Genomic DNA, 14,488 nt, shown 5'->3' on the forward strand with positions numbered 1-14,488 from the left:
CCGCGCCCCGAAAAACAATGGGGCTGGGGCCCGCCGGCCACGCTGGGCCGGCGGACGGAAGCCGGTCTGTCGGTCCCCTCCGGTCACGGAAGGACGCGGCGCTCCTTCGCGGCGGCGACCGCGCCCGCCCGCGTGTCCACGCCGAGCTTGTCGTAGATGCGGCCCAGATGCGTCTTCACCGTCGCCTCGCTGATGAACAGCGCCCGGGCGATGTCCCGGTTCCCGAGCCCCCGGGCGAGCTGCCCGAGGATGTCCCGCTCGCGCCCGGTCAACGCGGGCGGCGGCGTGCGCATATTGGCCATGACCCGGCCGGCCACGGGCGGCGACAGCGTCGTACGCCCCCGCGCCGCCGCGTGGATCGCGGCGAACAGCTCTTCCGGCCGCTCGGCCTTCAGGAGGTACCCGGTCGCTCCGGCCTCGATGGCCCGCGTGATGTCCGCGTCGGTGTCGTACGTGGTCAGGACGAGGACGTGCGGGGAGCCCGAAGCGGTGACCGAGGCGGCGGCCGGCGCGGTGGTCAGGCGGCGGGTCGTCTCCACGCCGTCGATGCCCTCGCCGAGTTGCAGGTCCATCAGCACCACGTCGGGTGCGAGGCGTGCGGCGAGCGCGAGCGCCTCCTCACCGGTGCCCGCCTGGCCGACCACCTCGATGCCGGGCTCGCTGTCGAGAAGGGCGAGCAGCCCGGCGCGTACGACGGCGTGGTCGTCGCAGACCAGGAGGCGCACGGGGCGCCGCTCGGCGGGCGGATCGGTCATCGTGGTGTCTCCTCGGTGTGCCGGTCGGCCGGGACGGTGGCGGTCAGTACGGCGCCCTCCCCCGGCGTCGACTCGATGGTCAGGGTGCCGCCCAACTGACGTACCCGGGCCTGCATCGCCCGGATCCCATGCCCGCGCCCACCACCGGACGGTTCGTCGCCGACGGTGGCAGGGTCGAAGCCCCGTCCGTTGTCGGCGACGTCGAGGACCACCCGGTCGTCGAGCCCGGTGAGGGTGAGCGTGGTGACCGTCGCTCCCGAATGCTCCCGGACGTTGGCCAGCGCGCCCTGGGCGATCCGCAGGAGCGCGGACTCGGCGCGGTCGGTCGGCGCGGACGTCCGTCCGCCGTCGTCGATGTGGACGCGGACGGTGAGGCCGGAGCCGGACTCGCGTCCCGCGAGGGTGCGCAGCGCGGCTTCGAGGCTGCCGCCGCCGGCGAGGTCGGCGGGTGCCAGGTCGTGCACGAAACGGCGGGCCTCGGCGAGGTTGTGCTCGGTGACGGACGTGGCGGTCCCTACGTGGTCGCGGGCCTTGTCCGGGTCGGTGTCCCAGGTCCGCAGCGCCGCCTGCAGCAGCATCTGCTGACTGGACAGCCCTTGGGCGAGGGTGTCGTGGATCTCCATGGACAGCCGCTGACGCTCGGCGAGGACACCCTCGCGGCGTTCGGTGGCCGCCAGTTCCCGGCGGGTGCCGATCAGGTCGTCGATGAGGGCGCGCTGGCGCACCGCCTGCCGCCGCATGTGCGCGAAGACCGCGGTGGCGAGGGTGGCGACGGCCGCGGGACCGACGACCAGGTCGAGGCTGAACCGCGGTGCCAGCGCGAGCTGCGCGAAGACGACGAGGAGCGTGAGGAACCCGACGAGGAGGTACGCGGCCATGGGCGGCAGGGCGCGCAGCGCGGCGTAGAACAGAGGCACCGCCGCCCACGCGAAGCTCGGTGCGGCGACCACGAGGACCGCCCAGGTGGCGACGACCGCGCCGAGCCGGATCAGCCGTGGAGCGGGTGGCCAGGTGCCCCTGCCGCGCGACGGAGACGTCTCGTCGGTCAGGACCGTGTCGATCGCGTAGAGAACCGCCAGCGCGACGGCCAGAGCGATCACCCAGGGGGCACGGGGCTCGGCCGCGTGGCGCTGGACGAAGCGGGTCAGGCAGGTGGCCAGCAGCACGAAGAAGACGATGTGCATGACCAGAGCCAGTCGGCGCTCGTCCGGATCGCCCACCCGAGGTGCGCTCTCGGGGCCCGCGGGCGACGGCGGGACCCGGCGCGAGGGCGCACCGCTGTGATCGGACCGCACGCACACCTCCTGAACTGGGTGAACACCTCCATTGTCGCCCAGTGGGGCGGCCCGGGCATCAACCGATCGGTTGATGCCCGTGTCGACCGTTCCGCATCCCGCGTGCAGCCGATGCGCCGACCGCCGGGCGCCCTCCCCGGACCCACGATGGATGACAGAGCGGGGCGGTCCGCACAGCCGGAGTCCGCCGCCTCCCTCCGTACACAGTCATCCGCACACCTTGAGGAATGGGCAGCCATGAAGCACGTCAAGAACGTCTCCCGCCGTACCCGTGTCGTCACCGGTGGCGCCCTTGTGGCCGCCGTCGCCCTCGGCGGCTTCGGCGCCTACTCGGCGAGCGCCACCTCGTCGGTGCCCGCGGCCCGGGCGGCGGTGAAGGCCGACGCCTCGAACAAGAACCTGACGCAGTCCACGCATCTGACGGTGGACGCCGCGGGCCGGGCCGCGCAGGCGGCGCTCGACGCGGCGCGCAAGGACGACCAGCGCGTCTCCGTCGCCGTCGTCGACCGCAACGGCAACACCGTGGTGACCCTGCGCGGCGACGGCGCGGGCCCGCAGTCGTACGAGTCGGCCGTGAAGAAGGCGTACACGGCGGTGTCGTGGAACGCGCCCACCTCCGAGCTGGCCAAGCGCCTGGAGCAGTCCCCGAACCTCAAGGACATCCCCGGCACGCTGTTCCTCGCGGGCGGCGCCCCGGTCACCGCCAAGAACGCGCCCGTCGCGGGCATCGGTGTGGCGGGCGCGCCCTCGGGCGACCTCGACGAGAAGTACGCCCAGGTGGGTGTGGCGGCCCTGAACAAGTAGGTCGGGGGGCCACCCTCAAACCACTCGCCCACCCGGTCGTCGTACGGCTACCGTGCTCGCGTGATGACCGCTGACGACGTGCTGTCCGTGCTCGCCGTGCTGCGTGCGGCAGCCACCGACGTCTGGGTGGGCGGGGGTTGGGGCATCGACGCGCTCGTCGGGGAGCAGACGCGTCGGCACCGTGACCTGGACCTGATGCACCGCAAGGACCAGGAGCAGGCGGTCGTGGCGGCGCTCGCGGAGGCCGGGTTCGTCGAGACGCTCGACTGGCGTCCCGTGCGGTTCGTGGTCACGGACCCGCGCGGCCGTGAGATCGACCTGCACCCGTTGGTCTTCGCGGCGGACGGGTCCGCGGTGCAGGCCTCCCTCGACCCGCACCGCCCGTTCGTCTATCCCGCCCCGAGTTTCGTCGGTGGCACGATCCAGGGAATCGCCGTCCCGTGTCTGTCGGCCGAACAGCAGGTCCATTTCCACCAGGGGTACGAACCGGCCGACCGCGATCGTCATGACATGGCTCAGCTACGGCGGGTCTTCGGCGTCGCCACGCACTTCTGACCGGGTGCCGGCCGGTGTGCCCTCAACTGCGCAGCCACACCGCCGTGTCGGAGGGCAGCCTGTCGTCGGTGTCCAGTGGGCCGCTGGAGAGGAGGATCTCCGTGTGGTCCGGCAGGACGGCCGGGGTGTCTGCCAGGTTCACCACGCAGGTGAGGTCCGGGGAGCGGCGAAAGGTGAGGACGCCGTCGGAGGACGGCAGCCACTGCAAGGGGCCGCCGTCGCCGAGGGCGGGGTCGGCTCGGCGCAGTTCCAGTGCGGTGCGGTAGAGGTTGAGCATGGAGTCGGGGTCGTCGGCCTGGCGGTCGGCGGCGTAGGCGGGCCAGCCGTCGGGCTGCGGCAGCCAGGGTTCGGTGGCCGAGCCGAAACCGGCGTACGGGGCGTCGGCCGTCCAGGGCAGGGGGACACGGCAGCCGTCGCGGCCCGGGTCGGTGCCGCCGGAGCGGAAGTGCATCGGGTCCTGGATGCGGTCGCGGGGGATCTCCGCCTCGGGCAGGCCCAGTTCCTCGCCCTGGTAGAGGTAGACGGAGCCGGGCAGGGCGAGGGTGAGCAGGGCGGCGGCGCGGGCCCGGCGGGTGCCGAGCCGCAGGTCGGTCGGGGTGTTGTAGGTCTTGGTGGCGAAGTCGAAGCCGGTGTCCTGTCGCCCGTAGCGGGTGACCGTGCGGGTGACGTCGTGGTTGCACAGCACCCAGGTGGCGGGCGCGCCGACCGGGGCGTGTTCGGCGAGGGTGTCGTCGATGGCCGCGCGCAGCCGGGTCGCGTCCCAAGGGCAGGACAGGAAGCTGAAGTTGAACGCGGTGTGCAGTTCGTCGGGGCGCAGGTAGCGGGCGAAGCGTTCGGAGTCCGGCAGCCAGACCTCACCGACGAAGACACCTCCGTACTCGTCGGCGATGCGCCGCCAGGAGCGGTAGATCTCGTGCAGGTCGTCCCGGTCGATGTACGGGTGCGGGTCGCGGCCCTCCACGAACTCGGGCAGGTCGGGGTCCTTGGCGGGCAGTGCGGCGGAGTCGATGCGCACGCCGGCCGCTCCGCGCTCGAACCAGAACCGCAGTACCTCCTCGTGCTCCTCGCGCACCGCGGGGTGGGCCCAGTTGAGGTCGGGCTGCTGCGGGGTGAACAGGTGCAGGTACCACTCGCCGTCCTCGACGCGGGTCCAGGTCTGGCCGGAGAACTGCGACGGCCAGTCGTTGGGCGGGAGTTCGCCGTGTTCACCGCGGCCGGGGCGGAAGTGGAAGAGCTTGCGCTCGGGGCTGCCGGGGCCCGCGGCGAGCGCGGCCTTGAACCACGCGTGCTGGTCGGAGACATGGTTGGGCACGATGTCCACAATGGTGCGGATGCCCAGCTCGCGGGCCTCGGCGATCAGCCGTTCGGCCTCGGCCAGGTCTCCGAAGGCGGGGTCGATGGTGCGGTAGTCGGCGACGTCGTAACCGCCGTCGGCGAGCGGGGACAGGTACCAGGGGGTGAACCAGATCGCGTCGACGCCCAGTTCGGCGAGGTAGGGCAATCTCGACCGGACGCCCGCGAGGTCCCCGGTGCCGTCACCGTCGCCGTCGGCGAAGCTGCGCGGGTACACCTGGTAGATGGCGGCACCGCGCCACCAGTCGTCGGTGTGTCCGGGGGTCGTACCGGGCTGAGGGGCTGCCACGTGTCGGTCCTTTCGGGGCAGGAGTGGTTCTCCGCCGCCGCCCCGGACAGCGAGGCGTCGGGAACGGGACGGCGGCGGAGGATCGGTGGGGGCGCCTGCGTGATGTTCGCTGCGGGAGGTGCCCGGACTGCGCGGGTGGTGCCCGGACTGCGGGTGCTCGGTCAGCCCTTGAGGCCGCCCGCCGTCAGTCCGCTCATGATGTTGCGCTGGAAGATGAGGAAGAGGATGAGCGTGGGCAGGGACGCGATGGTCAGTGAGGCGATCAGGACGTTCTCGGGCACGCTGGTCGCCAGGGAGTAGATGCCGACGGCGAGGGTCTGCTTCGACGGGTCGGGCAGGACCAGCATCGGCCAGAGGAAGTCCTTCCAGACGCCGACGACGGCGAAGATGGACACGACACCGAGGATGGGCCGGGAGACCGGCAGGACGATGGACCACAGGACGCGCAGGGGGCCCGCGCCGTCCATCGAGGCCGCGTCGAGCAGCTCTCTGGGGATCGAGTCGAAGAACCGCTTGAGGAGGAAGATGTTGAAGGCGTTGGTGACCGACGGGAGCCAGATCGCCCAGGGCGAGTTGAGCAGGTTGCGTTCGACGATCGGCACGTCCAGCGCCGTGAGGTACTGGGGTACGACGAGGACGGTCGCCGGGATCATCAGCGTGGCCAGCATCAGGCCCAGGATCACCTTGCCGAGCACGGGCCGCAGCTTGGACAGCGAGTAGGCGGCGGCGACGTCGAGGACCAGTTGGAAGGCGAGCGCCCCGAAGGCGTAGTAGAGGGTGTTCATCAGGAGTTTGGCCAGGTCCATCACCTCCCAGGCACGCTTGTAGTTCTCCGCGTGGACGGAGCCCGGCACCCAGGTGGGCGGGGTCTGGACGGCTTCCTGGGTGGTCTTGAGGCCGCTGGTCACCATCCAGTACAGCGGGCCGAGGAAGGCCAGCGTGAACAGGACGACGACGAGCGCGAAGCACACCCAGTACAGGGCCTTGCCGCGGGGGCGGGCCAGTTGGGCGGGTGAGATGAGCGTGCGAGTGGACATGTCCGTGTCTCCCCCGGGTCCTAGTCCTGCTCGGCGCGGTTGAGCCTGGTGTACACGGCCGAGAAGCCGGCCAGGAGTACGAGCAGGAGCAGGCCGAGTGCCGCCGCGGCGCCGTAGTTGTTGAAGTTGAAGGCGTACTGGTAGATCAGGTACACGACGGTGGTGGTGGACCCCTCGGGTCCCGCGCCGCCGGTGAGCAGGAACGGCTCGATGAACACCTGCATGGTGGCGATGATCTGCATGAGGAGCATCAGCAGCAGGATGAGCCGGGTCTGCGGGACGGTGACGTGCCAGACCTTGCGGAACAGTCCCGCGCCGTCGAGTTCGGCGGCCTCGTACAGCTCGCCGGGTACGCCCTGGAGTGCGGCGAGGTAGATGAGGGTGGCGCCGCCCATGTTCATCCAGGTCGAGGCGACCACCACGGAGAGCATCGCGGTGTCCGGGTCCTGGAGCCACTGCTGGGCGGGGACGCCGAACACGCCGAGTATCTCGTTGAACATGCCGTACCCGGGGTCGTACAGGTACTTGAAGAGCAGGACCGAGGCGGTCGGCGGGAGCATCACCGGCAGGTAGACCAGCAGCCTCAAGTAGCCCTGGCCGTGCCGGAACTCGTTGATGATCAGGGCGGTGACGAACGGTACGACGAAGCCGAGGACCAGCGCCAGCACGGTGAACCAAAGGGTGTTGCGCCAGGCCTGGCCGAAGGCCGGGTCGTTCCAGACGGTGACGAAGTTGTCCCAGCCCACCCAGCTGACGCGGCCGTCCTCGGTCTTCTGGAAGGCGAGAAGGAACTCCCGGACGATCGGATACCAGGAGAAGAAGGCGAAGCAGAGCACCGCTCCGATGAGGAAGCCGTGCGCGGTGATGTTGCGGCGCAGGGTCTTGCCGAATCCGCCGTCCGGGCGGTGCGGGGCACCGGCGCGGGGTCTGCGGGGACGGCGGTCCTTGACCGCCGGGTCCTTGGTGAGGGTGGGGGCCGACATGCTCGCTCCTTGACGTGCTGCGGCGGCGCGCGGGCGGGCCGGGCGGTGGTGGCACCGCCCGGCCGCCGCGTGGTCACTGGGTGGCGAGGACCTGGTTTACCTGGGACTCGGCTGTGGACAGGAGCTTGTCGATGTCGGCGTCCTTGTTGGTGAGGATGCCCGACATGACGTTGTCGAGGACCTTGTAGATCTCCTGGGCCTTCGGCGGTTCGGCCTTGCCCGGGACCGGGTTGTCGGTGAACGCCTTGAAGTTCTCCACCGGCATGGTGGCGAACTCCTTGCGGCCGGCGTCGTCCTTGGTCTTGGAGCCGTTCAGCCACAGGTTCGGCTGCGGGAGCCCCACGGGCAGGTCGTCCGCCTTGGAGCGCTTCCAGTCGTACTGCCCCTTGCCGACCGTGGTGAACTTGAAGTTCAGCCAGGCGACGGCGGCCTTGACCTTGTCGGACGAAATACCCTGCTTGATCATGTAGTTGTTGCCGCCGGCGAGGGTGTTCTCACCGCCCGGGATCGGCCCCATGCCGAAGTTCTCGTACTTGGCGCCGAGTTGCTGGACCATGTACGTGACGTCGTCGGGCGCGGCGAGGAACATGCCCAGCTTGTCGGTGGCGATCTGCTTCTGCAGGTCGCCCCACTTGAGCAGCTGGGTCTTGCCCATGGAGTCGTCGTCCCAGCGCATGGCGTGGAGGTTCTCCGCGACCTGCTTGCCGGTCTCGTCGTTGAAGGCGGCCTTCTTCCCGCTCGCGTCGACGACATCGCCGCCGAGGCTGTACATCTGCGCGGTGAAGTGCCAGCCACCGGTGTTGGCCGCGCTGTACTCGCCGAATCCGGCGACCCCGCCGCCGATCCCCGCTATCTTCTTGGCCGCGGTGCGGACGTCCTCCCAGGTGGCGGGCGGGGCGTCCGGGTCGAGGCCGGCCTCCTTGAAGAGCTTGCGGTTGATGAGCAGGCCCATGCGGTAGTTGCTGGTGGGCAGGCCGTAGAGCTTGTCGTCCTTCTTCAGCGAGCCGAGGACGTCGGGGTCGATGTCCTTCAGCAGCGGGACGCTCTTGTCGTTGACGTACGCGGTGATGTCCTGGGCGCCGTCGTTGTCCAGGACCTGCGGCAGGTCGGTGAAGTAGGTGTAGAACACGTCGGGTTGGGACTTGGCCTTGAGCATCGCGGTGAAGCGCGGCGGCTCCAGACACTGGCCCGGGGTGGAACGCCCGTTGATGGTGACGTTCGGGTACTTCTTGTTGAACTCCTTGACGTCCTCGTTCCACTGCCTGAGCTCGGCCGCCTTCGCCGCGGGGGGCATGCAGTCGATGGAGATGGACACCTTCGTCTTCGGGTCCAGCGGTGCGGCGGGATCGGCTTTCGCGCCGTTGCCGGAGCCGTTGTCGCCGTCGTCGCCGCTGCTGCTCGTACCGCAGGCGGCGAGTGCCGTCAGCGTGAGCGCGGAAGCGAGGGTGACCGCGCCGGCGCGGCGGGTGCGGCGGAACCGAGCTCTTCTCATGGGTGGTCCCCTTCGGGCATGAACGTGGAAGGCGCCCTCATCGCCGGTGCGATGTGGGGCGCCGCACACTCAACCACCGCGAACAGATGACCGCAATATCTCGCGCAGCTTTCGTAAATGTTTGACAGAAGGATGGATACGGCTGATCTCGGAGAGCCTCACGGGAGGAGTGCGCGCGCAAGCAGAAGCGCGGTGGGGCCGGGGTCTGCCTCACCGCGCTTCGGTCGTACGTCCGGCTCGGAGTCCTGCGGTCTAGTCCCGGGGAGCCTGCGTCGTGGAGCCGCGGACCACCAGCTCCGGCTCGAACAGGAGCTCACCGGGCTGGACCTCGGCGCCCTGGATCTGGGCGCACAGGAGGTCCACTGCGGCCCGCCCCATGGCCTCGACGGGCTGGCGCACCGTGGTCAGCGGGGGCTCGGTGCAGTTCATGAAGGCGGAGTCGTCGTAGCCGACGACCGACACCTGTTCGGGCACCGCGAGGCCACGCCTGCGGGCCGCGCGGATGGCTCCGAGGGCGAGCGGGTCACTGGCGCAGACGACGCCGGTGACACCGCGCTCCAGGAGGCGGTTGGCCGCCGACTGGCCGCCCTCCAGGGAGAACATCGAGCGCTCCACGTACGCGTCGGGCAGGGAGCCGCCGGCCGCCTCCGCGGCGATCCGGGCGGCGGCCAGCTTGCGCCGGGAGGGGATGTGGTCGGCCGGTCCCAGGACCAGGCCGATGCGCTCGTGCCCCAGCAGGGTGAGGTGGCGCCAGGCCTGCTCGACCGCGACGGCGTCGTCGCAGGAGACGCACGGGAAGTCGAGCCCCTCGATGGCGGCGTTGATCAGCACGACCGGGATGCGCCGTTCTGCGAGCTGCCGGTAGTGGTCGTGCGGCGCGTCCGCCTGGGCGAACAGGCCGCCGCCGGCGAACACCACACCGGAGACGTGCTGCTGGAGCAGCAGCTCGACGTAGTCCGCCTCGGAGACGCCGCCCTTGGTCTGGGTGCACAACACCGGGGTGAGGCCCTGCTGGGCCAGCGCGCCGCCGATGACCTCGGCGAACAGGGGGAAGATCGGGTTCTGCAGTTCGGGCAGGACGAGCCCGACCAGACGCGCGCGCTCGCCGCGCAGCTGGGTGGGACGCTCGTAGCCCAGAACGTCCAGCGCGGTCAGCACGGACTGCCGGGTGCTGTCCGACACTCCGGGCTTGCCGTTGAGGACCCGGCTGACCGTGGCCTCGCTGACTCCAACCTTCTTGGCTACCTGAGCAAGTCGTCGCGTCATGAGCGCAAGGCTAGCGCAAGCCGCGCAAACGGCTTGCGCCAACCTTGTGGCCTCCCTTCGGTCGGCTTCTCCTAACCCGACGGGGGTCCCGTGAGGAGTCCCGTCAGGGCTCCCGTCAGGGGTTGATGTTGATCTTGAAGGTGGAGGTGGTGTTGCGGACGTCCACGGCGTTGCCGCTGAAGCGCAGGCCGTTGAAGGTGACCTCACCGACCGCCGGACCCTGCCCCTGTTCGGGCAGCTCGTTGGCCCACAGCCCGAACCCGGACTTCGCGTCGTAGGCGTCCCCGCTCTTGCGGGCGCCCGTGATCGAGATGTCGGTGAGGATCGTGTCCTTGATCGGGTTGATCGGCCGCCCGCCCGCGTCGTACTGGGTCTGGAACATGATCCCGCTGTAGGTCGGGTCCACGATGTCCACGTCGTTGACGCGGATGCCCTGGAAGACCTTCGAGGCGGAGAACAGCCAGATGCCGGGGAAGGTCTGGTTGCCCCAGAAGTGGCCGCCCGAGCGGACCACCGACACGTTCTCCACGGTCGTCGGCTCGGTACCGAACCCGTTCATCGGATAGCCGAAGTCCAGCGAGCTGATCGTGATGCCCGAGTAGACCAGGGTGTCGGCGATGTGGATGTTGCGGAAGGTGTTGTCGTAGCCGCCGTAGACGGCGATGCCGGCGGCCCGCCAGGTGAGGATCGAGGTCAGGTTCTCGTAGAGGTTGTCCTTCATGTCGGCGCCACCCGCGTCGATCGCGGAGAACAGCGCGAAGCTGTCGTCGCCGGAGGCCCGGGACTCGTTGTTGACCACGTGGTTGTCCGTCGAACCGTTGGTCATGTTGATGGCGTCGGCGAACGTGTTGCGGATGCGCGCGTTGCTGATCGTCACCTTGTCGGTGTTGGCGCCCCAGTAGAGGCAGATCATGTGCTCGGTCCAGGTGTTGTCGATGACCATGTCCGAGACGTTCGCGAAGTCGAACACCTTGCCAGGCCCGTCGATGCGGGAGGTGTAGTTGCCGAAGTAGGCGAAGTTCCTGAACGAGGACCCCTTCGCGGAGTTCTCCGCCCGGAAGCCGATATCGGTGTTGTCCTGGCCCGACGGGGCGTGGAACTGCGTGTACCAGGGCCCGGCGCCGACCACCTGCACGGCCTTGCCGTACACCTGGAACTTGCTGGACGTCTGGTAGTCGCCCGGCGGGAGGTAGACCCCGGTGAGCTTGCCCGTGGTGTCCATCCGCACCCGGTCCAGGGCGTTCTGCACGTCCTGGTGACCGAAGCCGGTCGGCACGGCGTACGCGGCCGGGTCCGGGTTGGCGACCGGCGCCACCTTCTCCAGGCTGACGAAGTCGATCGCGTACCGGGAGGTGTTGGCCGTGTCCTTCTGCAGCCGGATCTTCGCACCCTCCGGGACGGTCTCGCCCAGCATCAGGTGTGCCTCGTCGTAGATGTGGCGAGGGGCTCCCGCGGAGGGGGAGTTGCCCGGACCTGCCTCGGCCCCGTACAGCCAGGCGTACTTCGAGGTGAGCGGCAGCGCCTTGCGGAAGGTGCCGTCGACGTAGACGTTGAGGGTGGCGTCGATGCCGCCGCCGCCCGCGGAGTCCGGGATGGAGAAGCGGGTGACCAGGGTGTTCGTGGCCGCCTTGGTGGTGAACTCCACGTACTCACCGGTGCTGTCGAGGGTGACGGCCTTGCGACCGGAGGCCTCGCCCGCGAGGTCGCCGACGGTCCGGTTGGGTCCGACGGTCGCCGCTCCGCCGCCGGTGGTGCCGTCCTCCGCCTCGTACATGTCGTAGGGCATGTTGGCGCCGCGTCCGACGAACAGGGACTGGGTGGCGCTGTTGTTCTCCCGCTTCACGGGGAGTTCGTTGGCGTCGGCGGCGACGGTGGTACGTACCGTGTACGAGCCGTTGGCGGCCGTCCAGGTGCCCAGCGTGACCGCGCCCGTGGTGGCTCCGGCGGCGATCGTGCCGTCGTAGGAGCCGGTCAGGGTCTTCACGGTGGCGCCCTTGGAGTCGACCAGCGCGACGGTGAGGCCGTGCGCGCCGCCCGCCGAGGCGGTGGTGCCCTGGTTGCGTACGGCGGCCTTGAAGGTGACGGTGTCGCCGTCCGCCGGGCCGGACGGTGTGGTGGTCAGGACCGGCACGAGGTCGGAGCTGCTGACCGGGCGTACGACCAGTGAAGTGGGGCTGGTGTAGGTGTTGTTGGTCTCGTTCTGCTCGATGACGGCGCCGGCGTCGTCGGCGACGGCGCTGAGCTGGTAGGTGCCTGCGTCCCGTGCCCCGATGGAGGCACTGACGGTGCGCGTCGCGCCGGCCGCGAGGGCGGCGACGGAGGCGGTGGCGACCTTGGTGCCGCCCAGCCGCAGCGCGACGGCGCTGGCGGGCGCGGCGGCCTCGCCGCTGTTGCGGACGGTGGCGGTGAGGGTGATCTCGTCGGACTCGACCGGCGAGGCGGGCGAGGCGGTCAGCCCGGTGACCTCCAGATCCGGGTTGGGCGCCGCGGTGCCGATCACCTGGAACTCGGCGATCTGCCCGGCCGGGGCACCCGTGTTGGAGGTGAAGCGCAGCTGTACGTCGGCCACGCGCGCCGTGACGGGCACGGTGACGCTGTTACCGCTGGACGGGTTGAAGGCGTAGTCCTTCGCCGCGACCAGGCTGGTGTACCCGGTGGCGTCCTGCTCGCGGCCGAGGACCTGGATGTTCTGGGTGCGGGCGCCCCAGGCGCTGTCCGGGTTGAGCTTGAGGACGAGCGAGGAGACGTCGGCGTTGGCACCGAGCTTCACGGTGAGGGTGGCGGGGTGGCCGGAGCCCTCCCAGTAGGTGGAGGTGCTGTTGTCGTTGGCGTTCTCCGCGACGAAGGTGTGCACGGTCGAGGAGGCCGTGATCGGCTTGCCGACCGCGAGGTTGGAGCCGGGGCCCGAAGTACCGTTGCGGGTCACGGTGTTGCTGTTGCCGGAGACGTTCCCGGCCGCGTCCTTGGCCCGCACGAAGTACGAGACCGTGGCACTCGCGGAACGGTTGTCGGTGTACGTGGTGACCGAGCCGCCGACTGTCGTGAGCAGGCTGTTGTTGGCGTACACCTCGTAGCCGGTGACGCCGGTGTTGTCGCTGGAGGCGTTCCAGGCGAGCCGGATCTGCCCGGCGGCCGGTTCGGTGAGGGCCAGGTTCGCGGGCGCGGTGGGCGCCTGGGTGTCACCGCTCTCGCCTCTGCGGGTGACGGTGTTGCTGTTGCCCGAGACGTTCCCGGCCGCGTCCTTGGCCCGCACAAAGTAGGAGACCGTGGCGCTGCCGGGACGGGTGTCGGTGTACGTGGTGACCGAGCCCGCGACGCTGGTGAGCAGCTCGTTGTTGGCGTACACGTCGTAGCCGGTGACACCCGTGTTGTCGTCGGACGCCTTCCAGGTCAGCCGGATCTGGCCGGTGGCGGGCTCGGTGTAGGCGAGGTCCGCGGGCGCGCTCGGCGCCTGGGTGTCGCCGGTCGCCGGGCCGTAGACCTCCAGCTCGGACAACTGGCCAGCGTTCTGCACGGTGTTGGCGGTGACCAGGACCCGCACGTACCGGGTGGTGGTCGCGTCGAAGGAGATCGTCACCGAGTTGCCCTCGCCCGGCGCGAACGCGTACGCCTTGGAGGCGGTCAGGTCGGAGAAGTCGGTGCCGTTGGCGCTGCCCTGGATCTTCAGGGTCTGACTGCGGGCGCCCCAGCCGTCGGGCAGGCGCAGCACGACCCGGTTGACGCGCACGGAGGAAGCCAGGTCCACCTGGATCCACTGCGGCAGGTCGTTGTTGCGGCTCTCCCAGTAGCTGGCCTTGTTGCCGTCGGCCGCGTTGGCCGGCAGATAGGTCTCGTTGTGGCTGGCGGCGGTGAGGGTGCGGCCGCGAGCCAGGTTCGCCGAGGAGTCACCGGCCTCGCGGACCTCCAGCTCGGAGAGCTGGGCGGCCTGCCACCCGGTGTTGGCGGTGATCTCGATCCGGATGTGGCGGGCCTGGGCGGCGGGGAAGGTCACCGTCACCGTGTTGGCGCTGCCGGGGCTGAAGGCGTAGGACGCGGAGGTCTTCAGCGTGGTGAAGCTCGTGCCGTCCGCGCTGCCCTGGACGGACAGCGTCTGATTGCGGCTCTCCCAGCCGGCCGGCAGCTTCAGCACCACCTCGTCCACGCGCGCGGCGGCACCGAGGTCCGTCTGGACCCACTGGGGAAGGCTGCTCCCGGCGCTCTGCCAGTACGTTCCCTGATTGCCGTCGGTGATGTTGTTCGCGGCGTATTCGGCGTGGGCGCTGCTGGCGGTGGCGGGCCGTCCGGCGGCGAGGTTGGGTCCGGCGGCCGCCGCGGCGGCGGTCAGCGACGGCCAGCCCAGCAGGAGCAGTGCGGTCGAGAGAACGGCGGCTATCCCCCGCCATCCCCGGCGTTGCGGTCTCATGTGTCCCCGATCTCCGTCCCGGTCCGGATGTGGGCGGCCCCGGGGCGGCTGTGTGGGTGGGTGTCCGTGGGGGTCGGTGCATCGCGCTTCAATGTGCGGTGAAGAGCACTGTCTTTTGCGTCGATCGATCAGAGAGTTGCAGACGCCTGACGGTACGTCTATGGCGTGAGCATGTCCGAAACACAACCCCGCAGCCATCCCTCACCTGCCATGGCGCCGGGCCAGCGGCTTTCGTGTGGAGTGTCGGAAAACGCAAG

At 70.0% G+C, this 14,488-nt stretch carries 10 protein-coding genes; 2 read left to right on the forward strand and 8 right to left on the reverse strand.

All coding sequences use genetic code 11. The annotated features are described in order from the left end of the window. Positions 1-83 precede the first annotated feature (83 nt). Complete coding sequence (locus OHS59_RS03045) at positions 84-755, reverse strand: response regulator transcription factor (protein WP_328491817.1); 672 nt, start codon at positions 753-755, stop codon at positions 84-86. Further along, on the reverse strand, positions 752-1,939 hold the full coding sequence (locus OHS59_RS03050; protein WP_328499031.1) for a sensor histidine kinase: 1,188 nt from the start codon (positions 1,937-1,939) through the stop codon (positions 752-754). The genes OHS59_RS03045 and OHS59_RS03050 overlap by 4 nt, the downstream gene beginning before the upstream one ends. Before the next feature lie 348 nt (positions 1,940-2,287). Here OHS59_RS03050 and OHS59_RS03055 point away from each other — a divergent pair, with 348 nt between their 5' ends. Then, positions 2,288-2,854 carry a GlcG/HbpS family heme-binding protein gene (locus OHS59_RS03055; protein ID WP_328491818.1) on the forward strand — a complete coding sequence of 189 codons (567 nt, stop codon included), beginning with the start codon at positions 2,288-2,290 and terminating at the stop codon, positions 2,852-2,854. A 63-nt stretch (positions 2,855-2,917) separates the two neighbouring features. Beyond that, on the forward strand, positions 2,918-3,409 hold the full coding sequence (locus tag OHS59_RS03060) for a nucleotidyltransferase domain-containing protein (RefSeq protein ID WP_328499032.1): 492 nt from the start codon (positions 2,918-2,920) through the stop codon (positions 3,407-3,409). 22 nt (positions 3,410-3,431) lie between these two features. Here OHS59_RS03060 and OHS59_RS03065 read toward each other — a convergent pair whose 3' ends face one another. The 6 genes from OHS59_RS03065 to OHS59_RS03090 all read right to left on the reverse strand — a co-directional run bounded on the left by OHS59_RS03065 (position 3,432) and on the right by OHS59_RS03090 (position 14,231). Next, positions 3,432-5,051, reverse strand: a complete 1,620-nt coding sequence (locus OHS59_RS03065) for a glycoside hydrolase family 13 protein (RefSeq protein WP_328491819.1) — start codon at positions 5,049-5,051, stop codon at positions 3,432-3,434. A 161-nt stretch (positions 5,052-5,212) separates the two neighbouring features. Beyond that, on the reverse strand, positions 5,213-6,088 hold the full coding sequence (locus OHS59_RS03070) for a carbohydrate ABC transporter permease (RefSeq protein ID WP_328491820.1): 876 nt from the start codon (positions 6,086-6,088) through the stop codon (positions 5,213-5,215). 20 nt (positions 6,089-6,108) lie between these two features. Further along, positions 6,109-7,071, reverse strand: coding sequence for a carbohydrate ABC transporter permease (locus tag OHS59_RS03075; RefSeq protein WP_328491821.1), 963 nt, complete (start codon positions 7,069-7,071; stop codon positions 6,109-6,111). Positions 7,072-7,144: 73 nt separating this feature from the next. Beyond that, positions 7,145-8,563, reverse strand: coding sequence for an ABC transporter substrate-binding protein (locus OHS59_RS03080; protein WP_328491822.1), 1,419 nt, complete (start codon positions 8,561-8,563; stop codon positions 7,145-7,147). A gap of 252 nt (positions 8,564-8,815) precedes the next feature. Then, positions 8,816-9,829, reverse strand: coding sequence for a LacI family DNA-binding transcriptional regulator (locus OHS59_RS03085; RefSeq protein ID WP_328491823.1), 1,014 nt, complete (start codon positions 9,827-9,829; stop codon positions 8,816-8,818). 115 nt (positions 9,830-9,944) lie between these two features. Then, positions 9,945-14,231, reverse strand: a complete 4,287-nt coding sequence (locus OHS59_RS03090; RefSeq protein WP_328491824.1) for a discoidin domain-containing protein — start codon at positions 14,229-14,231, stop codon at positions 9,945-9,947. Positions 14,232-14,488 lie beyond the last annotated feature (257 nt).

The organism is Streptomyces sp. NBC_00414 (assembly GCF_036038375.1).
In the GTDB taxonomy this organism is placed as follows: Bacteria; Actinomycetota; Actinomycetes; order Streptomycetales; family Streptomycetaceae; genus Streptomyces.